21 protein-coding genes, 1 tRNA gene, 2 pseudogenes and 1 riboswitch are annotated in these 24,865 nt (G+C 44.6%); of the genes and pseudogenes, 10 read left to right on the top strand and 14 right to left on the bottom strand.

Going from position 1 to position 24,865, the window contains the following annotated elements; translation table 11 throughout:
• Positions 1 to 7: 7 nt before the first annotated feature.
• A complete protein-coding gene (locus F972_RS01925; RefSeq protein ID WP_004637773.1) occupies positions 8 to 940 on the bottom strand; it encodes an RluA family pseudouridine synthase in 933 nt (310 codons plus the stop codon).
• Between the two features lie 62 nt (positions 941 to 1,002).
• Positions 1,003 to 1,378 (bottom strand): annotated as a pseudogene (locus tag F972_RS16520) (hypothetical protein).
• A 354-nt stretch (positions 1,379 to 1,732) separates the two neighbouring features.
• On the opposite strand from F972_RS16520, the gene F972_RS01920 reads away from it, so the two are divergent.
• The 3 genes from F972_RS01920 to F972_RS01910 all read left to right on the top strand — a co-directional run bounded on the left by F972_RS01920 (position 1,733) and on the right by F972_RS01910 (position 7,478).
• A complete protein-coding gene (locus tag F972_RS01920) occupies positions 1,733 to 5,083 on the top strand; it encodes an Rne/Rng family ribonuclease (protein ID WP_004680609.1) in 3,351 nt (1,116 codons plus the stop codon).
• 247 nt (positions 5,084 to 5,330) lie between these two features.
• Entirely contained in the window at positions 5,331 to 7,172 is a 1,842-nt protein-coding gene (locus F972_RS01915) for a long-chain-acyl-CoA synthetase (protein WP_004680611.1), read from the top strand.
• A 230-nt stretch (positions 7,173 to 7,402) separates the two neighbouring features.
• Positions 7,403 to 7,478: transfer RNA gene (locus F972_RS01910), tRNA-Lys, on the top strand.
• A gap of 124 nt (positions 7,479 to 7,602) precedes the next feature.
• On the opposite strand, the gene hemW is transcribed toward F972_RS01910, so the two are convergent.
• On the bottom strand, positions 7,603 to 8,757 hold the full coding sequence (gene hemW / locus F972_RS01905) for a radical SAM family heme chaperone HemW (protein WP_004763739.1): 1,155 nt from the start codon (positions 8,755 to 8,757) through the stop codon (positions 7,603 to 7,605).
• A gap of 109 nt (positions 8,758 to 8,866) precedes the next feature.
• Here hemW and F972_RS01900 point away from each other — a divergent pair, with 109 nt between their 5' ends.
• From F972_RS01900 to F972_RS01885, 4 genes are all read left to right on the top strand, one after another.
• On the top strand, positions 8,867 to 9,328 hold the full coding sequence (locus tag F972_RS01900; protein WP_004763738.1) for a DMT family transporter: 462 nt from the start codon (positions 8,867 to 8,869) through the stop codon (positions 9,326 to 9,328).
• Between the two features lie 28 nt (positions 9,329 to 9,356).
• Complete coding sequence (locus tag F972_RS01895; protein WP_004756218.1) at positions 9,357 to 10,718, top strand: MATE family efflux transporter; 1,362 nt, start codon at positions 9,357 to 9,359, stop codon at positions 10,716 to 10,718.
• 189 nt (positions 10,719 to 10,907) lie between these two features.
• A complete protein-coding gene (locus F972_RS01890; RefSeq protein WP_004756220.1) occupies positions 10,908 to 12,200 on the top strand; it encodes an ABC1 kinase family protein in 1,293 nt (430 codons plus the stop codon).
• Positions 12,201 to 12,345: 145 nt separating this feature from the next.
• Positions 12,346 to 12,600, top strand: a complete 255-nt coding sequence (locus F972_RS01885) for a type B 50S ribosomal protein L31 (RefSeq protein ID WP_004756222.1) — start codon at positions 12,346 to 12,348, stop codon at positions 12,598 to 12,600.
• A 113-nt stretch (positions 12,601 to 12,713) separates the two neighbouring features.
• On the opposite strand, the gene crcB is transcribed toward F972_RS01885, so the two are convergent.
• A complete protein-coding gene (gene crcB / locus F972_RS01880; RefSeq protein ID WP_004756224.1) occupies positions 12,714 to 13,094 on the bottom strand; it encodes a fluoride efflux transporter CrcB in 381 nt (126 codons plus the stop codon).
• Positions 13,095 to 13,223: 129 nt separating this feature from the next.
• A riboswitch (Fluoride riboswitch) is annotated at positions 13,224 to 13,290 on the bottom strand.
• 267 nt (positions 13,291 to 13,557) lie between these two features.
• Between crcB and F972_RS01870 the strand changes: the two genes are divergently transcribed.
• On the top strand, positions 13,558 to 13,890 hold the full coding sequence (locus F972_RS01870) for a HopJ type III effector protein (protein WP_004756226.1): 333 nt from the start codon (positions 13,558 to 13,560) through the stop codon (positions 13,888 to 13,890).
• A gap of 50 nt (positions 13,891 to 13,940) precedes the next feature.
• Here the strand turns inward: F972_RS01870 and F972_RS01865 are convergent, their stop codons facing one another.
• The 3 genes from F972_RS01865 to F972_RS01855 form a co-directional block, all read right to left on the bottom strand.
• Positions 13,941 to 14,543 carry a flavin reductase family protein gene (locus F972_RS01865; RefSeq protein WP_004756228.1) on the bottom strand — a complete coding sequence of 201 codons (603 nt, stop codon included), beginning with the start codon at positions 14,541 to 14,543 and terminating at the stop codon, positions 13,941 to 13,943.
• Positions 14,544 to 14,674: 131 nt separating this feature from the next.
• Positions 14,675 to 15,874, bottom strand: coding sequence for a TIGR03862 family flavoprotein (locus F972_RS01860; protein WP_004756230.1), 1,200 nt, complete (start codon positions 15,872 to 15,874; stop codon positions 14,675 to 14,677).
• Positions 15,864 to 16,511, bottom strand: a complete 648-nt coding sequence (locus tag F972_RS01855) for a class I SAM-dependent methyltransferase (protein WP_004680636.1) — start codon at positions 16,509 to 16,511, stop codon at positions 15,864 to 15,866. The genes F972_RS01860 and F972_RS01855 overlap by 11 nt, the downstream gene beginning before the upstream one ends.
• Positions 16,512 to 16,602: 91 nt before the next feature.
• Between F972_RS01855 and F972_RS01850 the strand changes: the two genes are divergently transcribed.
• Positions 16,603 to 16,794 (top strand): DNA gyrase inhibitor YacG, encoded by a 192-nt coding sequence (locus F972_RS01850; protein ID WP_004680638.1) that lies wholly within the window; start codon positions 16,603 to 16,605, stop codon positions 16,792 to 16,794.
• A 27-nt stretch (positions 16,795 to 16,821) separates the two neighbouring features.
• Here the strand turns inward: F972_RS01850 and F972_RS01845 are convergent, their stop codons facing one another.
• The 5 genes and pseudogenes from F972_RS01845 to F972_RS01825 form a co-directional block, all read right to left on the bottom strand.
• On the bottom strand, positions 16,822 to 17,466 hold the full coding sequence (locus F972_RS01845) for an MBL fold metallo-hydrolase (protein ID WP_004680640.1): 645 nt from the start codon (positions 17,464 to 17,466) through the stop codon (positions 16,822 to 16,824).
• Between the two features lie 23 nt (positions 17,467 to 17,489).
• Positions 17,490 to 18,506: a ferrochelatase gene (gene hemH / locus F972_RS01840; protein ID WP_004680643.1), complete on the bottom strand. Its 1,017-nt coding sequence runs from the start codon at positions 18,504 to 18,506 to the stop codon at positions 17,490 to 17,492.
• Between the two features lie 87 nt (positions 18,507 to 18,593).
• Positions 18,594 to 19,577 (bottom strand): annotated as a pseudogene (locus F972_RS01835) (DUF4062 domain-containing protein); the annotation flags it as partial.
• Between the two features lie 459 nt (positions 19,578 to 20,036).
• A complete protein-coding gene (gene murI, locus F972_RS01830; RefSeq protein WP_004763733.1) occupies positions 20,037 to 20,915 on the bottom strand; it encodes a glutamate racemase in 879 nt (292 codons plus the stop codon).
• A 47-nt stretch (positions 20,916 to 20,962) separates the two neighbouring features.
• Positions 20,963 to 21,601, bottom strand: a complete 639-nt coding sequence (locus F972_RS01825; RefSeq protein WP_004763731.1) for a DUF1285 domain-containing protein — start codon at positions 21,599 to 21,601, stop codon at positions 20,963 to 20,965.
• Between the two features lie 186 nt (positions 21,602 to 21,787).
• Between F972_RS01825 and F972_RS01820 the strand changes: the two genes are divergently transcribed.
• A complete protein-coding gene (locus tag F972_RS01820; RefSeq protein WP_004763730.1) occupies positions 21,788 to 23,500 on the top strand; it encodes an electron transfer flavoprotein-ubiquinone oxidoreductase in 1,713 nt (570 codons plus the stop codon).
• 263 nt (positions 23,501 to 23,763) lie between these two features.
• On the opposite strand, the gene F972_RS01810 is transcribed toward F972_RS01820, so the two are convergent.
• Together F972_RS01810 and tusA are read right to left on the bottom strand one after the other, a co-directional pair.
• Entirely contained in the window at positions 23,764 to 24,558 is a 795-nt protein-coding gene (locus tag F972_RS01810; protein WP_004763728.1) for a tetratricopeptide repeat protein, read from the bottom strand.
• Positions 24,559 to 24,593: 35 nt separating this feature from the next.
• Entirely contained in the window at positions 24,594 to 24,851 is a 258-nt protein-coding gene (tusA, locus tag F972_RS01805) for a sulfurtransferase TusA (RefSeq protein WP_004680654.1), read from the bottom strand.
• Between the last annotated feature and the right edge of the window lie 14 nt (positions 24,852 to 24,865).

Raw genomic sequence — 24,865 nt, 5'->3', positions numbered from 1 at the left:
ATTTGATTCATGATTGCTTTCTCAACTCATCAATTAACTGCTGCATATCTTCAGGCATGGGTGCTTCAATGGTTGGATAATTTGGAATCTCTAAACGCATGGCATGTAAACACAAACGTCGCGCTTCAGGCCCTGAATACGCTGTATTGTGCCCATATTTATCATCACCAATCAGTGGATGACCAATACTTAAACCATGTACACGAATTTGATGGGTACGACCTGACAAAGGCGAAGCATGCACCAGAGTTGCTGTTTTAAAACGCTCAGCCACCTTCCATTCTGTTTTACTGGGCTTACCTTCTTTGGTGACACGCACACGGCGTTCACCATTAGCCAGTTCATAACGCAATAAAGGTGCGTCAATCAACTGCTTATCCAAGCTGACCTGTCCTTTGACAATCGCCGCATAGGTTTTTTGAATTTTATGCTCACGCAGTAGGTCTTGTAGCAATTTTAAGGTGCTACGCTTTTTACTGATCATCACCAAGCCAGAAGTGTCTCGGTCAATCCGATGAATCAGTTCTAAATATTTTTTTCCTGTCGCCGCACGTAAAGCCTCAATCAAGCCATATGCGACACCACTACCGCCATGTACTGCAATACCGGAAGGCTTATTGACCACCAATAAACCTTCATCTTCATAGACGACACGGCTCAATAAGCTTTGAGCAACGCTATCACTCACAGGCGCAGCCGTTTCATCTTTTTGCTCATAACGAATCGGTGCAACACGAATCTGGTCACCAATCTGCAACCGTGTTTCTGCTTTTATTCTTTTTTTATTGACACGTACTTGTCCTTCACGAATCAAACGATAGATTCGACTTTTTGGAACACCTTTTAATCGGGTAAATAAAAAGTTGTCTATTCGCTGCCCGTCTTGATGCTCATCCACGTCAAACCAAGTGACACTTTGCCATTGTTGTGTAGAATTCATACGCTCGATTTATCCAAGATTTGCTAAATATGATTAAAAAATGATCATTTAGCTAAGTTATTTCACAAGAAACCTAAACTTAGCCCATAGGCAGATGCCGCAAGGTTTGATATATTCAGCGCACGGATACCACCGTAAGTGAGCATCAAATCAAAAATTTTATTTAGATAAAATTTTAAATCGATGAGATATTCACCAACAGCTCGGATAGGTCGTAAAGAATTATGCCGACGCCGAAGGCTTATTATATCGGCAAAATGACAAACTGTTGCGTTTAATTGTGCATCTGCACATAGGGTTTATTGATATTTCAATATACCCTGCGGTTTGTCCAGAAAAAATATGTTGCCAACAGGTTTGTTGGCTATTAAATGTAAACTGATCCACATCAGACAATTTGCTCCCTGATGCCGCATTCAGGCTAAAGCGTTGATGCATTGGAACTGCCAGGCGAAGATACGATGATCATTCCGTATCAGGACGTCCAAATGGGGCGGCCTTAATGCTTAATGACAGTGAAAGTCATCACATCCAATGCACCGCTCACCCGCCAGTGAAGCGCACAGGAAACTTGGATCATTTAGGGTCCAGTGATATATCACGGTGCCCAGGATTGAAGCAGGATTGCCGACATCGAAATAACCGTATCAGAACCCAGAACTGGATTTACAGTCAGTGGTTTCAGAGCTTCGCATATCAAAGCTGCTCCTGAGTCTTGATCACGCCAATTTGATGTTTGCTCAAAAATAGCGAGCGAGTTGTTTGTGTGTATCACTATTAGGTGTCACACCCATGAAACGTATGCTGATTAATGCAACCCACGCTGAAGAGGTTCGCGTTGCACTTATCACTGGTAGTCGTCTTTACGATTTTGATCTGGAAAATCGTACTCGCGAACAGAAAAAATCAAACATCTATAAAGGTCATGTCACTCGTGTTGAACCGTCTCTAGAAGCGGTTTTTGTCGAGTACGGCGCTCAGCGCCAGGGCTTTTTATCAATGCGGGAAATTGCAAACTCGTATTTCAAGGCGGACCCACGCCAAACCTCCAACATCCGTGAACTGATCACCGAAGGCACAGAATTATTGGTCCAGGTTGAAAAAGAGGAACGTGGCAACAAGGGTGCCGCGCTTTCAACTTTCATTTCACTGGCTGGCCGTTATCTGGTTCTGATGCCAAACAATCCGAAAGGTGGTGGCATCAGCCGTCAGATTTCAGGTTCTGTGCGCGAAGAACTCAAAGAAATTCTATCTTCTTTAAATTTACCTCGTGGCATGAGCGTCATTGTTCGTACTGCGGGTATCGGTCGCTCACAGGAAGAACTGCAACTTGACCTACAGCATTTGCTGGACCTTTGGGCACAAATTCAGGGTACGGCAAGTTCTGGTCCATCACCAATGCTGGTGCATCAGGAAGCGGGTGTGGTGACACGCGCCATCCGTGACTATCTACGTGATGACGTTGCTGAAATCCTGATTGATAGCGAACAGGCCTATAATGAAGCTTACAACTTCGTTAAAGCTGTGATGCCACGTCAGCTGGACAAGTTAAAAACCTATACCCAGAATGAGCCATTATTTGCTCATTTCGGTATCGAAAGCCAAATCCAGACTGCTTATGAACGTGAAGTAAAACTTCCTTCTGGCGGTTCAATCGTGATTGACCAAACCGAGGCGCTGGTTTCCATCGATATTAACTCGGCGAAATCAACCCGTGGTCATGATGTTGAAGAAACCGCATTAAATACCAACCTTGAAGCGGCTGAGGAAATTGCGCGTCAACTTCGTTTACGCGATATTGGTGGTTTGGTGGTGATCGACTTTATCGACATGGCCAAGGACCGCAACCAGCGCATGGTTGAGGCGAAACTTCGTGAAGCAACTCAAAGTGACCGCGCACGTATCCAGTTCGGCCAGCTTTCACGTTTTGGCCTGATGGAAATGAGTCGTCAGCGTTTGCGCCCATCGCTTGAGGAAGCAACGGGCTATGTGTGCCCACGCTGTCATGGCACAGGCATGGTACGCGACCTACGCTCCCTTTCACTTTCAATTATGCGTAAAGTGGAAGAAATTGCATTACGTGAACGTCAAGGCGAGGTACAGGTAGAAGTCCCTGTGGAAATCGCTGCATTCCTGTTGAATGAAAAGCGTCACAGCCTTGTATATCTGGAACAAACCTCCAATGTGCGTGTCACCATTCTGCCGCATCCACATTTGGAAACGCCACATTATGAAATCCAGTACAATCCAGCAGGCTTTGCGCCATCCAGCTATGAACGCACTGAAGCGACCCGTGACAGTGAAAAACAACTGGGTTATGAGTCTTCTGAATGGCATCTGGAAGAAGCTGAGCACAGTCATGCTGCTCCAGCACAGCAGCAGGCGACAGCGCCACAGAAAAAGGCTATAACACAGCAAGGCACTGCCCAGCCAAAACAGGCACAGGCAGCAGCGTCAAAAGCAGCAAGCCCTTGCGCATGGTTAGAGAACCTGTTTGTTCAAAAACAGGCTCAGACCATTGATCAGTCCCGCTCTGCACAAAATGCGGCGTCAGCTATTGAACAGATGATCAATAATGGCGCTGTGAGCCGTGGTCAATTCGGCCAGGTTGAGACAGCTGCAATTGCGGAAACAACAGCAAATAATGTCTATATTTCCCAGACACCTGTAAAGCAGGAAACTCGCGAAGCGTTTGAGAAAGACGAAAAACTGAACCGTCCAAATCAGTCTCAAAACCCAAAGAAACGTAAGCATAAAGAGCAACGTGAACAGCATGTACTTGCCCATGAGCAACAAAATCAGGTGCATGAGGAAGTTGTTCAACTGTCACGTCAGGAACAGCGTCAAGAGCAACGTGACCTGAAACGCCAGCAAAAACGTCCGCAGGAATCACAAAACCAGCAACAGCAAAATGATGCTGTTCATGGAAATGATACCTCTGTACCGTTGCCACGTCGTGACCGTCATAGCCAGCAGCGTCCAAACCGCCCGAACCGTCACCGTGACCAAAGTGTTCTCAACGAAACGCCTGTTGCAGTTGAGGCTGCATCCAATCCACAGCAGCTTAAAGTTGATGTGATTGATACACCTCGCACTGAACCAATGAATACGGCATTGATCGTCAACATTGATCAGGGACAAAGTGAAATTGTTGCGCTCAATCCACAGCAGACCACTGCGCCAGCACCACAGGCCGAGCCAGTAAAAGCGGTTGTGAGGGCTGCTGAAACAACTGCGCCTGTTCAGGCAGAGCAGGTTGCTGCTGAAACAACACCAGTTGAAGAGGCAACCCAGGCACCAGCGAAACGTGCAAGCAATGATCCACGTTCACGCCCTCGTCAGCGTGGGGCGCAAAGCAGCCAAAAAATGGCAGCAAAAATTGCACCATCGCAAATTCCAGCGTTGGGACAATACACCATGGGTGGCCTGATTCGTCATATTTATGGTGAAGACTGCAAATTCCTGATTGAGCAGTTTGGTTTGGTGACTACATTCAACCGTGCCTTGCAGAAGTTCGCTGAACAATATGCCAGCACCCTGGTGGTTGAAACAGCTGCTGAGGAAAAGCGCCCTGTTACACGTGATGTAGAACTTCCACGCCAGAAGCCAACCGAAGAAGCTGAACCAGCACCTGTATTGCCATTAACACCACCAGAAGCATCCGCTTCGCGTGTTGCCAACGATCCACGTGAACGTCGTCGTTTAGCAAAACTTGCGGCTGAGCAAGCAAAAGAGGAGCATCTGGCTTCCAATATAGCGCCTGGTGCCCCTGTAGAAAGCACTGAAACCACGCAAGAAGTGCAGGAAACAGCAATTGCGACTGTTGTTGCGCAAAACACTGTTGGTGATGCAGCACCTGAACAACAGGCACTGGCACTTACAAATGAAGAAATGCCTGTGGTGGTGGAAGAAACAGCACCTGTTGAAGCAGTTGAGTCAGCGCAAGCTGCTGTTGAGACTGAAACTGCGGTGGTTACAGATGCAGTTGAAGCAGTGCAGACTATTGAAAACACTGAACCAGTCGCAAGCACTGAAGAAACAGATGTGGAAGATGAAGCTGCCAAAGCGGAAAAGGAGAAATCTACCCGCCCTCGCCGCCCTCGTGGACGACCACCGAAAAAGAGTATCGTTGGCAATGAATAATTTGCTAAATTACACTCAATAAGCAAAAGCCTAATCATTTCGATGATTAGGCTTTTTTGTTACTGTAAAATGTAGCGTCATTGAGATATTGTAAGAGAGCTAGGCCCTTGCGCTGCTTTAGACGCAGCTCAGGTTGATTGCTCTAGGGAATCGCCACTAAAAGCAGCATCAACAGCAAAGATGTTAAATGGTAGTGTTCCAAAAAATAGCCACTTCTTGGATTGATCAAAAAATAAACAGGATTGATATGAGCCAAACTACGCAGACCGATATTATTACCATTGGTGATGTCGCAACCCGACTTCCGAACTTCATTACCAAAGTACCTCATATCCTCAGTGGTCTTAAACAGGCATATTTGCGGACACCAGCCTCTCCAACTGGTTTAGGGATCGCATTTGAAAAAGCAGTAAAGCGTAACCCACAAGGTATTGCACTGTTATTTGAAGATCAAAGCTATAGCTATCGAGCACTAAATGAATGGGCAAACCAGATTGCACATTACTATTTGTCTCTTGGCGCAAAAAAGGGTGATGTTATTGCGGTGATGGTTGAAAACCGTCCTGAACTGATTGCTACGATTGTTGCTTTAGCTAAAATTGGTGTCACGATCGCACTCGTAAACACATCACAAGTCGGTAAAGTCCTTGCTCATAGCATTAATTTGGTTAATCCAATTGCAGTGATTGCAGGTGAAGAAGTCCGTGCTGCGATTGATGAAGCTCGCCCAGAATTAAAAGTGCCACAAGACCGTTTCCACTGGTTTGCTGACCAGGAAACGCGCAAGCATGCTGGTACTGCACCTAAAGACTATGTCAATCTTGCCCAGCAAATTGATCAATTCCCGAAATTCAATCCATCCACCACACGTACAGTGACAGGTAAGGATGGCCTGTTCTATATCTATACTTCTGGTACAACAGGTCTGCCTAAGGCGGTTATTTTCACCCACAGCCGCTGGACGCTAGCTTATGGTACATACGGCCATATCCTTAATCTTGGCAAGGATGACGTGATGTATGTGACCCTGCCACTTTACCATGCAACAGGTGTGGTGGTGTGCTGGTGTGGCGTGATTGCGGGTAGTGCAACACTTGCGGTACGTCGTAAATATTCAACCAGTGCATTCTGGAAAGATGTTCAAAAATTCAATGCATCTGCGATTGGTTATGTTGGTGAGCTTTGCCGTTACCTCATTGATGCGCCGACAACGGAACTTGATCGCGCCCACCGTGTCACCAAAATGATTGGTAACGGTATGCGTCCAAACATCTGGGGCAAATTCAAGGAACGTTTTGGTGTGCAGGAGGTTCTTGAACTTTATGCATCAAGTGAAGGCAATGTTGGCTTTAGCAACATCTTCAACTTTGACAATACCGTGGGCTTCTCTCCTACCCCTTATGCCATTGTTGAGTTTGACAAGGAAAAGAATGAGCTTGTCCGTGACAAGAAAGGCCACTGCAAGAAAGTGAAGACAGGTGAAGTGGGCCTGCTGATTGGCAAAATTACCAGTCGTTCCCCGTTTGATGGCTATACCGATCCTGAAAAGAACAAGTCGGTTATTCTTAAGGATGTATTTACCAAGGGTGATTCATACTTCAATACAGGTGACCTGGTTCGTGACATCGGTTTCCGCCATGCACAGTTCGTGGACCGTTTAGGCGACACTTTCCGATGGAAAGGTGAAAACGTATCCACCACCGAAGTTGAAAACATGGTTTGCGAATACCACAAGATCGCAGAAGCGGTGGTTTATGGCGTGGAAATTCCAAATACCAATGGCCGTGCAGGTATGGCTGCAATCACGCTTGTGGATGGTGAAGAACTGAATGAAGCTGATTTAAGCGCTATGGTGAACGTATTCAAGAAATACCTGCCATCATACGCAATCCCAGTATTCCTTCGCGTTCAGGCCAAGGTTGAAACCACAGGCACATTTAAGTATCAGAAAAACAAGCTGAAAGAAGATGCCTTTAATCCAGCCAAAACGTCTGAACGTTTGTTGGTGTTATTACCAGGCGCAATAGCCTATTGCGATGTAAATGCTGAAATCTTTAACAATATTCAAAATTATCAGTACCGCTTTTAGTTTATTTTTTAGCTAAACGAGAGGAAATCGTGTTTTTTATAAACAATCATTCGCATGATTTACAATTTCCTCTTGTGTTAGCTGAATAAATTGCTAGAATACGCAACATCAAAACGATGCAGTGTTTGAAAGATTTATCTTTCCTCTGATTGCTTAGGATCCAAGACCAAAGAAAGTCATAGATTTTCTCTTGCGCTCGGGTAAAGCGTTGCTTTACTTATCCTCGCTCAGGGTCGTTAGCTCAGTCGGTAGAGCAGCGGACTTTTAATCCGTTGGTCCCGCGTTCGAATCGCGGGCGACCCACCAGATTCTAAAAAACCTCATCTTAAATGATGAGGTTTTTTATTTTGTGCGGACTATCTTTCTAAAAGATGACAACAAATAATAGATTACTTTAAGCATTCTTGCTCAAAGCAATCTTGCAGCTAAATTATAAAAAACTTTCCAACACCGAATTTAAAAACACATGCCCCTGTTTAGTACATGAGATGCGGTTTAAATCGTTAATCAATAAATTCTTTTCACGCAATTGGTTCAATGTTTTATTCAGGTCATTTAGATCAAGTCCTGTACACTGCTCATAAAGTTCGGCATTAACTCCATCATTTAAACGCAATGCATTCATCATAAATTCAAAAGGCAATTCATCGGCTTCAATCTTTTTCATCTGGAGATGATCCGCAGGAACCTTGGCTAAATAATCCCTAGGCAAACGGGTTTTCTGAAAACGATAAATTCCATCTGGACGGGTGATCTTAGCATGTGCCCCCGCTCCAATTGCCAAATAATCGCCAAACTGCCAATAGTTCAGGTTGTGCGCTGATGGCTGTTCTTTACGCCATGCAGAAACCTCATAATTGATAAAGCCCTGTGCCTTTAAATAAGCTTCGCCCTGCTCCTGTATCTGCTCCAACAGTTCATCTTGCGGTAAAGCAGGTTGGGTACGAAAGAAAACGGTATTCGGCTCAATCGTTAACTGATACCAACTGATATGGGTTGCGCCCTGCTCTACCGCAAGTTTAAGGTCAGTTAAAGCCTGTTCAAGGGTTTGTTGCGGTAAACCATGCATTAAATCCACATTAACACGCTCAAAGCCTGCCTGCCGCGCCTGCTGAATGGCACTGAGCGCATTATCGGCAGAATGAATCCTTCCCAAACGCTGTAAATGTTCCGTATTAAAACTTTGCACACCAATCGACAATCGGTTAATGCCCGCAGCAAGATAATCTGCAAAAGGATCATGCTCAACCGTTCCAGGGTTGGCTTCCAAAGTGATTTCGCAATCAGGTTCAAAGTCCAGACGAGCCCTGAGCTTTTCAAATAACCATGTGTAGCCCTGTGCAGAAATCAGCGATGGCGTCCCCCCCCCAATAAAAACGCTATGGATAGAGCGCCCTTGTGCCATTTCCAGCTGAGTTTCAAAGTCAGCCACCAATGCCGCCAGATACTGCTGTTCCAAATCTGTAGACAATTGACCATCAGGTACAGCATGTGAGTTAAAGTCACAGTATGGGCACTTGCGCACACACCAAGGCATATGGATATAAAGTGAAAGTGGAATAAGGGCTGGATTTAATGCACTCAAAATATAAGCTCAATAACAGAACTTAATTATTTTAACATGACTCGACTAATCAACGGCTCATCATCTATGTTATGTATGAGAATTACCAAGAATAATGAATGATATAAATATGATCAAACTCTCAAGCCAGTTACTTTTTATCATTCCCCTCGCTTTGGGAATTGGTATTGCAATGGCCTTTCAAACTGCAATAAATACCCAGCTTAAAACATATTTACATTCGCCCATACAGGCCGCTTTTATTTCATTTTTGTTTGGTACAATTATTCTTGCGGTTATGGTCTATTTCCAGAGCGCAGCAAAGCCAAGTTTAAGTGAACTCTTACACATTCCGTGGTTCTTGTGGCTGGGTGGGATACTTGGGGTTTATGCAATTAGTACGAGCATCTATACTGCACCTAAACTTGGCTTCTTAACATTTACGGGTTTGGTCATTTTTGGGCAGCTTTTCATTTCCATGTTACTGGATCATTTTGGCTGGTTAGGGACAGAGAAAACCCCTATCAACTGGCAGCGCCTACTGGGCGGTATTGTCATTTTCCTTGGTGTTTTACTGACTTTACAACGCTGATTTTTCACAATTTTAAAGAGTATTTTTTGTGCCCCACACCCACACTGCACGGTTTGAACTTAAGCAACTGTTTCACCTGATGTTACCCATCCTGATTACACAGTTCGCCCAAGCGGGTTTAGGCTTGATTGACACGATTATGGCAGGCCACTTATCCGCAGCCGACCTTGCCGCAATCGCGATTGGTGTGGGCCTGTGGATTCCAATTATGCTGCTGTTTGCAGGCATCATGATTGCCACCACCCCACTGGTTGCGGAAGCACGGGGCGCAAAAACCCCTGAGAAAATCCCAACCATTGCACGCCAGTCCTTATGGGTTGCCGCAATTCTTGGAGTGGTTGCCATGTTGATCTTACAGGGTATGCCGTTCTTTTTACCCCTGTTTGGTGTGCCTGAAAGCTTACTCCCCAAAGCCAGCCTGTTCCTGCATGCCATTGGTTTTGGCATGCCCGCAGTAATGATGTACGCCGCCCTGCGCAGTTATTCCGAGGCATTGGGACATCCCCGTCCTGTTACAGCAATTAGCCTACTTGCCTTATTGGCGCTGATTCCCCTGAACCTTGTTTTCATGTATGGATTTGGTCCTATTCCAGCATTGGGAAGCGCAGGCTGTGGCTTTGCCACGGCCATCTTGCAATGGCTGATGTTCATCACTTTAGCCATCTATATTTCCAGAGCTCAGGCTTACAAACAGGCACCGATCTTTACCCAATGGGAAAAACTGGACCTAGGCTGGACAAAACGTATTCTAAAACTGGGCTTTCCGATTGGTCTGGCGGTTTTCTTTGAGGTGAGTATCTTTAGTACAGGTGCAATTGTCCTCAGTCCATTAGGGGAAAATGCAATTGCAGCACACCAGATCGCCATTTCCGTCACGTCACAACTGTTTATGATTCCGCTATCGTTAGCGATAGCCTTAACCATTCGGGTTGGCATGTATTATGGCGAAAAAAACTGGCTCGCCATGCGTCAGGTACAAAAAGTCGGGTTGATTAGTGCGACCATCTTTGCTGCCTGTACCATGGCCCTGATTGCCTTGGCCCGCCCCTATATCGTGGCGATTTATACCAATGATGTACACATCATGCCGATTGCCATGTACCTGCTCTGGTTCGCAATCGCATATCAATTGGTGGATGGCTGGCAGGTCAGTGCGGCAGGCTGTCTACGTGGCATGCAGGATACACAGGCTCCGATGTGGATTACCCTGATGGCGTATTGGGTGGTGGCTTTTCCAATTGGCTTGTACTTGGCCCGCTATACCATTTGGGGCGTGGCGGGTGTTTGGCTGGGCCTGATCATTGGCTTAACCATTGCCTGTGTCCTGTTGATTGGTCGTTTATATTTGAATAATAAACGTTTAATGCAACTGAAAAGCTCAAATCCATAAGCAACAGCTCCTATTCAGTTACTATGATAAGGCTAGCGTGGATACTGTCCTCATGATAATAAAACCCAACAAGATGGAGTGATTGATTCATAAGACTTACACGACTTAACATTTTCATCTAGGCAATTTAAGTTTTGTCGCCTATGATCAGGGTATCACTTAAAAACAGAACATAGAGGCGCAATCATCATGGCAAAGCATGCAAGTTCTCCCAGTAAACGTTTTCTAAAACTGGCGGGCATGACTGCAAGCATCGCCAGCAAAAGCGTTGCCAATTCCATTCGCAACCTGACCGCAGATGAAGAACAAAAAAATGCGGCACGCAGCCAGCTTTTTCAGGAAATCGGTTTACAGATTGCCGATACACTTGGAGAAATGAAAGGCGCAGTGATGAAAGTCGGACAGATCGCCTCACAATACAAAGACATTTTCCCACCTGAAGTCGCCAATGCGATCTCAAAACTACAACGCCAAGCCCCAGCCATGCCTTTTGCTGAAATCAAGCAGCAGGTCGAAAAAGAACTGGGTAAGCCACTGAATGAGATTTTTACCTCATTTGAGCCAGAGCCTTTCGCGGCAGCCTCGATTGGTCAGGTACATCGTGCAGTACTCCCTGACGGGCAGGCGGTGGTGGTGAAAGTGCAATATCCTGGCGTTGACCAAGCCTGTGAAAGTGACTTAAAACAGGTCCGTCTTGCCCTGCGTTTAATGGGTGTTTTAAAGATTGATAAAAAATTACAGGATCAGTTGTTTCAAGAGATTCAGGATAGCCTTTCCGCAGAATTAAACTACGAAATTGAGGCGCAGAATCTGGAAGTATTTAAGACTTTCCATGAACAGCTTGATGATCAAGTAATTATTCCAACCGTGTATAAACAATATTCTTCGCGAAGGGTACTCACGCTAAGTCTGGAACAGGGCGAATCCATTGAAACCGCAAGCACATGGTCGGTTGAAACCCGCAACCAGATTGGCCGCCGCCTGATCCGTGCCCTCGGACAGGAAATGTTCTTCCTGAAACGCTTCCATTGTGACCCACATCCAGGCAATTTTGCTTTTCGGGAAGATGGCAGTGTCATCATCTACGACTATGGCAGTGTCAAAACCCTTTCACCAGAACTGATTCAGCACTTCAAGGCACTGGTCAATGCTGCACGTCAGGAGGATATTGCCCAGGTTGAAGATTTACTGGTTGAACTGCATTCAATTGCTGAAAAACAGAAATTCCCAAGTGAGCTGTACGTGCAGTGGATAGAGGTGCTGTTGCGTCCATTGAACACACATTATGACTTTGCCGAAAACTCATCCCATCACGATGGCATGCGTCTGGTGAAAAAATCATTGAAATACTGGGATGTGTTTAAGCCATCTCCAGATACATTAATGGTCAACCGTACCATTTCAGGACATTATTGGAACCTGATCCATCTTAAGGTACATGACAACCTGAATGATCTGTTTGAGGAATTGGTTCCCAATTAACACTTGATACAGGATTTTCATAACCGCCCTGTCTGCATAAGGATTCATCAGACCAAAATGATCGGAAACAAAACTTGAAATAGATTAGATTGACTCCATTTAATGTTATGTTATAACATTTCATAAAACAATGGAGTATTTCACAATGCGTAAAGATATTCATCCTGCTTATCAACAGGTTCTTTTTCACGATACCAATGCCGATGCCTATTTCCTGATTGGAAGCACCATTCAAACCAAACAGACTAAGGAATATCAGGGCAAAGTTTATCCTTACGTCACACTGGATATTTCCAGCGCATCACATCCGTTTTATACAGGTGAAGTGCGTCAGGCCAGCAATGAGGGCCGTGTCGCCAGCTTTAAAAAACGCTTTGCACGTTTTAATCGCAAAGGTTAATCTTGTTTTAAGTTTCATTCATTAAGCTATTAATATTGGAAGTCTAAGGTTATATCTCCTCCGCTTAAACTTCTTTTTTTATGCCTAAATTAGCTGTTTGTTTATCTTTTAAGCTAAGCAGCCGTCAGCCATTGATGCAGGCTCATGCCCAGAATGGTAAACAGCAACGACCCGATCACATGAATTAAAATCGCTGCACAGGCGTAGCCCAGCTTGCCACTTTGTAATAGGGCAATAATTTCGGCGGAAAAAGTCGAAAATGTAGTCAGTGCGCCACAAAATCCCGTAATCACAAACAGTTTGTAATTGGGACTCAGCGCACTTTGGGAAAAATAAGAAATTGCAAAGCCAATAATAAAGCCACCCACAAAATTAACGGTGACCGTACCTAAAGGAATATTGGGAAAAATAGGATTCAGCTTTAAACCCAAAAACCAGCGCAACCATGCACCCAGCACAGAACCCAAGGCAATTGAAATTAAAGGATAATACATGGCTCACCCCAAAAAAGATTTGGAGAAAATGGAGGATTGGATATAGATTTTTGCTTGTGCTAGAAATTTTTTCATCTGCGAACTCCAGATAGAGAATAGAGCACGCACGAACCTACGTCCCCTATTCAGGGTCACGTAGGCATCATTAGCCACTATGGCGGTTTGTAACAGGAAGAATGCCATCTCCTTTATCCTAAAATAACATAATTTTTCGACAACTCAACTGCTGTTTTTGGGCCGTGATAAAGCTGTGCATAAGGTTTAAGTTATCCACAGCTTAGGGAAATCTGGCTAAAAAACGAAAAAACAGCAGTTCCTATATTGATGACTTTAAAATAGCTTAATTCTTTACTCTGGGCTTAAACCACCTGTGTTGCTGCATCCAGTTTAATTCCTGTCTTCATCAATTCCATTAATTCAATGCTATGATGCTGCCATTCATTTGATCAACAGAGAACTAAATATGGCTCAAGCATTATTGGCACAATTAAAAGATGGTTCTGTGAAGTTTGCAGACGTGTTGGCATTTATCGAGGCGCGTTATCAGCATACGCCAACGGCTTTTCAAAATGGCGCGCAGTTTAATGCGGCGACTGAAAATCAGGGCAGTGCCAAAGTGTTCTCCTTTGCCAAACTTGAGGGTTTAAACCAACAGGACACCCTCAAGTTGTTTGCGGAACATTATGCATCTGTATTGGCGACACCTGAAGCAAGCGACCACCAGAATATTCGCCAGTTTATGCAGAATGGCTGGGATGGTGTGAAGTTTGAGGGTGAGGCCTTGACAGCAAAGTAATAAAAACAGGAGGTGCTAAAGCCTCCTGTCTTTTTTAATCTATGCTATTTTTAAGGCCTTTCCAGTTTGCGTAGCTCAGTGGTTAAACTATAAAAATCTCCACCCATTTTGCCTACGCTATCCAGTTGCTGCTGGTTGATCATGGTGCCATTCCAAAGACGGTCATCGACATAAATAGACTTTACATCCAGCAAGGCAACCGTTCCACCTGATGGCAGGCTACTCAATGGAATCACCTCCCTTAAATGACATTCATAACGGATGGGAGAGTCTTTCACTGCCAGCGCTTCAACACTATTGCTCGCACATGACTCAATCTCAGCAAAATCAAACTCACTCTGCTCAGGCGAAAGCAAGGCACAGGATAAATTCATCTTTTGCATTAACTGGGAATTCACAATGTGTACCACACATTCCCTGGTCGCAATTAAATTTCTCAAGGTGTCCTTATCCTGACCACTTTGTGGATTGACCTGTGAATACCACAGGATAGGAGGATTACAACTGGCCACATTGAAAAATGAGTAAGGGGCAATATTGTCAATGCCATCAGTAGATCGGGTACTGATCCATGCAATTGGACGCGGCGTAACACCACCGACCAGTAAGCGATAGGCTTCGGCTGGACTTAAGGAGGCTGTATCAAAAATCATGGCAATAACAATGCAGGCTTAAGGACGTTCAGCATCTTGTGGTAAATAGGGGTAACTTGAGACATGCCCATTATCCTAATCAAAGTTTTCTAAAAACTAGCATTTTTGAAAGCTCAACAACAAGGTAAATATTATATGGCTGCATTCAATAATTGATGTACGCCTTGCCCTGCCGCTCGCCCTGTGGCAAAACAGGCTGTTAGTAAATATCCACCTGTCGGTGCATCCCAGTCCAGCATTTCGCCACAGCAAAACACATAAGGATTAGATTTCAATTGCAGTTGTGAAGATAAAACATCTTGCTTGACCCCGCCCGCACAGCTAATCGCTTCCTCAATTGGACGGAAACCATCTAAAGAAATACTGAGATACTTGATCTGCTGCACCATTTTCTTGGCATCTGACCATAAGCTTTTATCGACGATTTCCCGAAGCAGATTAATTTTGACCTGATCCAACCCTGCTTTACGCCAAAGATTTGTGAGAGACTGCTTTTTGTTGCTCTGCAATTTTTTTTCCAATTGCTCAATACTGAGATCAGGGAGTAAATCCAGATGCAGTTGCAAGGGCTGGTTCTGGACTAGAAGCTGTCTTAACTCACGTCCCAGTTTATAAATAACTCCACTTTCCAAACCATAATGTGCCACCACAATATCACCATACGTTTGCTGATCAGGCTGTACCCATGCATTGACACGCTTGAGTGGCTGGCCAAAACAGTCCTGCATAAACGGCGACCAAGCCTTTAACACACCCACATTACTGGCCTGAAATGGCTTAATTTCATTTGAGGATAACCAGTGTTGCCAGTCACCCTCACTGCCCAACTGTGGCCATGACACTGCACCACAGGCCAAAATAATCGCATCATAGCTTTTTGTGAACATTTGCTTCTGATTTTCAATGGTTAATTGATTGCCTGACAATGCCACACAACGATGGCGATAATGAAATTTCACGCCATTCGCTATTAGACGTTTTAACCAAGCCCGCAACAATGGCGCGGCTTTCATCTCCACGGGAAATACCCGTCCAGAACTGCCAATGTAGGATTCAATGCCCAGCCCGTGCATCCAGTGCTGAATCCACTTTGCATCCCATTGCTCAATCCATGAGCCTAGCCATTCAGCATGGTCATAACGCTGTATAAACGTTGCAACAGGCTCGGCATGGGAAATATTCAGTCCCGTTTTGCCTGCCATTAAAAACTTGCGTGCCGCCGATGGTTTTTGCTCATAAACCTCAATATCGTAGTTGTATTGGCTCAGCACTTCAGCCGCCATCAATCCTGCTGGACCTGCACCAATAATCGCAATACGCTTATTCGCCATCAGGCTGCCCTTGTATGTTCCGCCCTTGTAACGGCGCAAAATCATCAAAACGGGTCTGATAGTGCTGTGGTTTAGTGATTAGTAACTGCTGGCACAGCTCACCACGTTCTAAATATTTAATTTCAAAATGGGTACGGGCTGAGTCTGTTGCAATCTTTTGCTTTTGGTAAGGTAATTTCCACACATCAATAAGCTGTTGCTCTGCCTCATCAATATATGCTGGAATGTTGCTCGCCAGCGTAATCATGCCATTCGGTTTTAGGCGAGACAACAGGAACTCGAAAAATGGCATGTTCAGCCAGCGCTGTGCTGGATTATGTGGCTCTGGATTGGGATAGAGAATAAAAAACTGTTCAACCTGTGTAGGAAACAGGGCATGCACCACCCAGGGCAAGGCGTCGGCATGCACAGGGTTTAAATGTTCACGCGGTTCCAGTTGATGCTGTTTCTGCATCGCCACAAACTTTTCCCTGGTTCGTTCAATCGCATACAACGTTACCTGCGGATGTTCAGCCGTGAACAACAAGGCATGCCTGCCTTTTCCAGCCCCAATCTCCACGTAGATCGGGGTATCTGGAATCGGCTGAAAATCACGTGGTGCCCGCATGCGTTGTGCTTGAAATTGACGAATCAACATAATCCCATCAAACTATCTATAAATCGGCATAAGTCTAACAACTCACCTGACGTTTGCCTAATCTATTTACCTTCTGCCTTAGGAGTTTTCTATGCCCCGTACCTTTCCCTGCCCTCGTTGTGGCCAGCCAAGCACATGGGAAAATAATGATTTTCGTCCATTCTGCTCAGAACGCTGTAAATTGATTGATCTGGGTGCCTGGGCAAGTGACGAATATAAACTCCCAACTCAGGATGCGCCTCAGGCCGATCTCAAACGCCATGAAGATGATTATGAGGATTAATCATCTTCTTGTTTAGTCGTACCGAACTCAACCCGCTTTACTTGCCACAAAAGGATTAAATCGCTTTTCATAGCCGATGGTGCTCATTGGCCCATGCCCTGAAATAAATTGCGTGTCATCAGGCAAACTAAAACATTCACGCTGGATGGAATCCAGCAATTGCTGATGATTCCCTTTAGGAAAATCAGTACGCCCAATAGAACCCTTAAACAGGACATCCCCCGTCCATAATAAACCATGTTTGGCATTGTAGAACATCACATGGCCTGGGGTATGACCAGGCGCAAAACGCACCTCAAACTCATCCTCACCCAGTTTCAGCACTTCACCACCCTCTAGCCACTGATCGACCTTGACGGGTTGTGGAATCGGGAAGCCATAACGTGCCGAAACTTCCTGAATCATGTCCAGCCAGAATTGATCCTCTTTATGTGGACCAATCACAGGCACTTTCCATGTATCAACCAACTCACCGACCGCACCTGCATGATCAAGATGTCCGTGGGTGAGCCATAATGCTTTCACATGCAGACCCAAGGCTTCGATTTCTTTTTTCAGCACTGCCGCATCACCGCCTGCATCAATCAAAATCGCGTCTTTGGTTTCACTGTCCCATAAAATCGAGCAGTTTTGTTGAAAGGCAGTCACAGGGACAATTTTGACTTGTAGCATAAAAACCTCTGGCTAAAACGCAGTTAACGGTGGGCTAAGGTATGGGTTAGGGCATCAAGATTAGCCTGAACCAGACTAGCAAGCAAATCAATATGGGCCTGATCGGTATTCAGCGCAGCAATATAGGCATATTCCCCACCACCCGCATGTTGAAACAGTTCTTTATTCTGAATCGCCAACTCTTCCAATGTTTCTAAACAATCCGCCGAAAATGCAGGACTAATCACCTGCACGGACTGAACCTTTTGCTCGCCCCATTGTTGTAATAACTGGTCGGTATAGGGTTTGACCCATTCCTGCTTACCAAAGCGAGATTGAAAACTAATCGCCCATTCCTCATCTTTCAAGTGCAAGACATTTGCAACTAAACGGGCAGTGATTCGACAACGGTCAGCATAAGGATCACCCTTGTCCGCATAAGGCTGGGGAATGCCATGAAAGGACATCAACAGCTTTTCAGGCTTGCCATGTTCAGCCTGATAGTTGAGAACACTATCCGCCAATGCCTGAATAAACAGCGGATGCTGGTAGTAATCCTTGATGAGGGTCAGACCTGGCAAATGACGCTGCTGTGGAATCCATCTGGCAAAGGCGTCATACAATGGTGCAGTTGAGGTGGCTGAATACTGGGGAAATAGCGGCAACAGAATCACATGCTCTTGCGGTGTTTTTTCCAGTTGTGCCAAGACATCATAAATGCTCGGTTGCCCATAGGTCATCGCAGGGACGACCGTGAGGTCAAGCTGATGATTTTCATCTTGCAAGCGTTGTTTAACCAAGCGTGTTTGCTCAAGTACAATTTCCCGCATTGGAGAATCTTTTGACCACACTGAGGCATACGCCTCGGCAACCCGCTTGGGCCGAAAAGTCAGTACAAACAGGTGCAGGATAATCCACCAGATTACTTTGGGGATTTCAATGACACGGGTATCGGATAAGAACTGTTTTAAGAAACGACGTACTGCTGGTACAGTGGCTTGGTCTGGCGTACCTAAATTTGCTAAAACCACAGTTACTTTGGGTTTTGGTGTCGCTGACATACATCACTTCCGCTATAGCTGAATTTCTCCCTATACTTTAGCAGTTTTGCCGTACTTTTTTAATTTGCCGTACTTTTTTAAATTGGATTAATGCATGGTCTTAAACTGAAAAACCCGATTGCTTTCCAGAAGCTTCTGCCCTTTTGCGGTCAGTTGCCACAGCATACGTTGGCGGTCATCTCGTCCTGTTGGCACAATCCACTCATTCTGGCGCATCTGCAACTTGATTTCATGCAGGGCACGGATATTCACCTGTGCACGTGAAACAGCATGCGCGCGTGGCATTTCCTTGCGCGCATCATCCAGACCCGTTTCGTTTAGATATTCATTCATGCGCTTGGAAAAATATTCTTCAGTTGTTGGAATCACAAATGATGAACCAAGCACATTCAGTAACTGTGCCCATGTCATTTTACGGAATGGTTTAACTTCTTTGAAATTACCATCCTGATAGGCATGCATACGGTATTCAAATGAATACACCTCATGCATGGACACCTTGAGCACACTGGTGAGTGGATCGGCTTCCCGACTGCCTATTTCAGTTTCAAGCTGTTTAACCTTGGCACGCAAACTGTCAATTTCATCTTGTAAAACTTGCGTATTTTGTGGACGAACCCACCCCACCACAGGATAGCGTTCCAGCATTTGTGGCATACTGGAGCGAACAGCAAGCTCCAGATCCCTTAAGCTAAGATAGGTAAAAACTTGATCAACTTCATGTTGAAGCTGTTTTCTAAACTCTTTGAATTTTTCTTTTAACTCGGCTTTATGGTCATGCAGTTTAGCTTCGCGTGCTTCTGGCTCTTCATGCATAAACACAATCACGGGTTTCTGTTTGGTCATGGCATAGATATATTCCAGATGCATATAGCCCACACCTGAAACGGACTGCTCGCCATACTGGCTCCCCAGCAAAATCACCACGTAATCACAGTCATCAATCTGTCGGCGAGCAATCGAGGTGCTTAAGGGTGTGCGCTGTTCCAAGCCCCACGAAAAGAACCCCATTCCAACCAGTGTCTGGGCCAAAACCGCCCGTTCTGGTTGCATTTCATTGCCAGACGTAGAATTGACATCCTCCCCGACCTAAAGGACGGGGATTCCTACTGCTAGATGGCAATGTCCTGCCACGAAACAGATACTATAGTTCTCTGCTTCTTATTCCAATGTAGTCCTACCTTTCGGATTGCAAAGAGTGCACGGATTACAATGGGGAAAACTGTTTTTTTCGTGTTGTATCAGTCTGCTGACTAAAAATATACAACGTAATTATCATAGCACATGGATTACTAGATTCAAATGTTTTTAGCAATCCTAGCTAATCCCCACAAGGGGGACTAGCGGATTGCAGCCTTATATCCTCGGGCTAAACCCCGAGGTTTTACGGCTATTCGGATAAAAACCTGATAGCGAGTATCTTGCATAGGCTAGGTCCCAGTTCACTTATCAATAACCCTTAAGCTGTTTCGCTTAAGCCTTATCAACAATAACCCCAATAAAATCTTGAATATGAATCAACTGATGCTTTTAGGCGCCCAGATCATCTAAATTCTGAATCGTCCATGTTAATTGTTCTGGCATGAGATGCTGCAGTACCGATTTTAATTCAACAGCATTATGACCACTGACATAACATTCAATACGTGTAATATTATGACTTATTTTGTCACATAATAACCTATTTTTTATCAAAATATAGGCTGTTTGCCGCGCAACTGCCTGTCCAGAATCAATTAATTTTAACTTTTTATCAAAAACCTGATGAATTGCATCCCTTAAAAAAGGATAGTGAGTACATCCCAGCACTAAAAAATCCGCGCCCTGCTCCACCACAGGCTGAAATATATCCTGCAACACATCCAGACAGGCCTGGCTCATTTGCTGTCCCGCCTCAACAAAAGGCACCAGTTCCAGACTGGTGACTTTTAAAACCCGAACGCCAGCAGGTTCGGCAAACCTGCTCATCACATCCTTGATGAGCTGTCCGCGAAAGGTTGCAGGTGTCGCCAACACAGCCACCACTTTCGACCGTGTTTGCAGTACAGCGGGCTTTAATGCAGGCACCAATCCCACAATCGGAAAATGCTCGCCATAGTAGTCACGTAGGTAGTCCAGACTAAATGCCGATGCAGTATTGCATGCCACCACCGCAATCTTACAGCCCTGCCGATACAGCCACTCAATCGCACGCGCTGTTAATTGTCGAATTTCCTGATCTGAACGGGCCCCATAAGGCACATGCGCGGTATCGGCATAGTAGAGAATCCGTTCGTTGGGTAAATGTCGGGCAATCTCCTGCGCAATCGACAAGCCTCCAATTCCTGAATCAAAAACCCCAATCGGCGCATCAGAGGATGCATGTGGCATGGGGTCAGCCAATACGGGCAGGGATTGGACAGCAGTCATACAAATACATTAACACTGTGGTTTCTTCACTCTTTTAAGCTTAAACCTCAGGTGCTTAAATGCAAGACCAAATCACCACTTTTTAATGTCAAAACTGTCTCACCCCGTGCATTTTCAGACAAACTGCCATAGTTCACAAGGTGATAAAAACTTTGACGCTGAATCAACGCATTCATTCCAAAACGAACATGCACATAAGGACGCAATTCATCCTCTCCTGCTTCATTTGGATAGGCACGCATAAAAACTGGGTGTCGCTCATCCACAATCACCACATCCTGATTGCTGGTGGTGAGCTGTAAATAGGTCTTGCCCTCTATCTCAACCTGATCCACCTGGTTGATTAGCAGTGGCTCATCCTCAACCTCAATTTCAATCTGCTCAACAGGTGTTTTCAGGTAAAACTTTCCATCCTCTTTCCACAGCACCTTGCTAAACAGGTCGAGTAAAGCCTGCCGCTTGATCAATTGACCTTCGTGCCACCATTCTCCATTGGCTTTTATCTTTAGATCCATTTTGCCGCAATGCTTTGGATGCCACTGGTCTAAAGGTGGAATTGACCTTTTGTGACTTTGCTGTACATCTTTTACGTATTGTGCAATGCTCATTAAGTTTCTATCATCAGGAAACACGATTTTTCCCTGATTTTCTAAAGGGTTTTGTGAAGAATCATTTTCATTTATCATAGTTTATGCCTTGCTGACGAGAAAATATGACCGCTCAGCCAATTGGCGAGCCCAAGGTTTAAAACTATACTATCCCAAACGTTTGCAAGTACAATAGTGTCTTTGTGCTTGGCAATACAGAACACTCATGGCAGCACCGAATCGCAATATTACGGTTGCCACCCTTAAAAATATGAGGAGTCCTACATGGAACACATCGAACGTGAAGCGATGGAGTTTGACGTAGTGATCGTAGGCGCAGGGCCTGCGGGTTTATCTGCTGCGATTAAAATTCGTCAACTAGCGATTGAAAACAACCTACCAGACCTTACTGTGTGTGTTGTTGAAAAAGGCTCTGAAGTAGGTGCGCATATCCTTTCTGGTGCTGTACTTGAACCACGCGCCATGAATGAACTGTTTCCGAACTGGAAAGAAGAAGGCGCGCCACTCAATGTTCCTGTAACAGGCGACGAAACCTATTTCCTGCTTTCTGATACCAAGGCACAAAAAATGCCGTATTGGATGGTACCAAAATCAATGCACAACAAAGGGAACTATGTGATTTCCCTCGGTAACGTTGTTCGCTGGTTAGGTCAAAAAGCGGAAGAACTGGAAGTTTCAATTTTCCCTGGCTTCGCCGCTTCTGAAATTCTTTACCATGAAGATGGTACTGTAAAAGGTATCCAGACGGGTGATATGGGCATTGGCAAAAATGGTGAGCCAACGCATAACTTCACCCCAGGTTATGAGCTTCATGCCAAATATACCCTATTTGCAGAAGGCTGCCGCGGTCACCTTGGTAAGCGCCTAATTGCTAAATATAACCTAGATAAAGATGCTGATCCGCAACATTATGGTATTGGTATTAAAGAACTTTGGGAAATTGACCCAGCGAAGCACAAACCGGGCTTAGTGATGCACGGTGCAGGTTGGCCATTGAACGAAACTGGTTCGTCTGGTGGTTGGTGGTTATACCACGCTGAAAACAACCAAGTGACGTTGGGTATGATTGTTGATTTATCTTATGAAAATCCACACATGTATCCATTCATGGAAATGCAACGTTGGAAAACTCACCCAACAATTAAGCAATTCCTAGAAGGCGGTAAACGTATTTCTTATGGTGCCCGTGCGGTTGTGAAAGGTGGCTTTAATGCCTTACCTAAACTCACTTTCCCAGGTGGTTGTTTGATTGGTGATGATGCAGGTTTCTTGAACTTCTCTAAAATCAAAGGTTCTCACACTGCCATGAAATCTGGCATGTTGTGTGGCGAGGCTGTATTTGAAGCTATCGCTGCTGGTGTAGCGAAAGGTGGTGATCTTGCCATTGCTCGTGTACTTGAAGGCGAAGATCATTTCGACAAAGAATTAACCGCATACACTGAAAAATATAACAATTCTTGGTTAAAAGAAGAGTTATATAGCTCGCGTAACTTTGGCCCAGCGATGCACAAGTTTGGTCAATGGATTGGTGGCGCATTTAACTTTATCGATCAAAACATCCTTAAAGTGCCATTTACCTTGCATGATCTACAGCAAGACTTTGCTGTGCTTAAAACAGTCGATACCTCAACGTTCAAACCAAACTATCCAAAACCAGATGGTAAGTTGACCTTTGACCGTTTATCTTCAGTATTTGTATCAAATACCGTACATGAAGAAAATCAGCCTGCGCATTTGAAATTGACTGATCCATCGATTCCAGTGAATGTAAACCTACCGAAATGGGATGAGCCTGCTCAACGCTACTGTCCTGCTGGTGTTTATGAAATCATGGAAAATGATGATGGTTCCAAACGCTTCCAGATTAACGCAGCAAACTGTGTACACTGTAAGACTTGTGACATTAAAGACCCTTCACAAAACATTACTTGGGTAACCCCTGAGGGTGGTGGTGGTCCTAATTACCCTAACATGTAATCTATTATCATAGTCATTACTCAAAGCCCTGATTGAAAGATTGGGGCTTTGTTTCTTTTAACATTCGAGCTAAAATCAACTCAATTTTTTCTTTTTATGCAGATAAAGGAAAGGTTTTTAAGCAACTCAAACATCAGAATATTCAATGGCGTGAAATTACTGAGATAGCCAAGTTTGAAAATTTGCTTAAAAATAGCCTGATCAAGGAAGCATAATAAATATATCGCCCTGTCCCAAAATGTCAGGGCTTATTCATAGCATGACTATATATTGGCCAATAAAAACTCATGAGTGGGGCTTCCATATTCCCAAAGATGACCAAACTCTCTCCAGTAAACAAATGCCTGATCTTTCCCACCCATAGTGATATATCCCTCCTCAAATTCAGCAGGTTTAGGATGACGTTTTTTCTTGAGTTCTCGAGCAACCAGTGGAAAAGCAGCTTTTGCTTCAAAAAATGTGGCTTTAGCTCTATCCATATCTTGCTGCATTAATGCAAACAATACTTTTCCATATAAAAATTCAGGGCTATGGTCTTCTGGATACTTGGTATCCAGCCATTGCAATTTTAATTTATTCCCTGTTTCAAGAAAGCGTTTTAATAACAGATAGCGTGCTCCCTGATTATCATTTGGGGATATCTTCACTAATCTTGTAAAAATCTGCTCCGCTTCAACAGCCATCGGTGTATCAGCCAAATGTAAGGCTAAATTAAAGCAAGCCCTTAAAAATGGACGGTTCTCAATAAAGCCCCATTCTAATAAATCTTTATCCCAGTTAAATGTAGTGGAAAATGCTGCCAATCCAATACGATGAGCCTCACGCAAAGCAAGATAAGATTCCATTTTTCGACCAGAATATTCATAAACCAACCCAAGATGAACCCAGGCATCAATATGTTGGGGATACTCAGAAAGTAGCTTGGTTAGAGTCAGCTCTGATGCAAGTAAACTGCCTTGAGACAAGTACTCCAATGCTTCATCAAATTGCTGCTCTATATCCTCATCAATCAAAGTTTCAAAAACCCACATGTGTTTTTCAAGCTGTTTTAATTTCACTGGGCCATTTCCTCAAATTTAATTCAATATCCAGACTACCCTTTCTGTACCAAGTAGCGATATTCAGTGTGACTGTTTTCATCGAGACTTTCTTCTTTTAATAATAGTTCATGCCCTAAATGCATACAGAATTTTGGAATATCCCATGAGGTTGACGGGTCGGTTGCCAGCACCTCCACAACATCACCCGACTTTGCCTTGCGGATAGCCTGATGCAACATCATGACAGGCTCAGGACAACGTAAACCTCTAGTATTAAGTTGAACAGTGGGAAGTTGAGGTTGTTCGGACATCATCATACTCATAT

It is taken from the genome of Acinetobacter sp. CIP 102529 (genome assembly GCF_000368325.1).
Lineage (GTDB): Bacteria > Pseudomonadota > Gammaproteobacteria > Pseudomonadales > Moraxellaceae > Acinetobacter > Acinetobacter parvus.
Note: the sequence above shows the minus strand (reverse complement) of the source record. Positions and strands in the feature narration are given on the sequence as shown.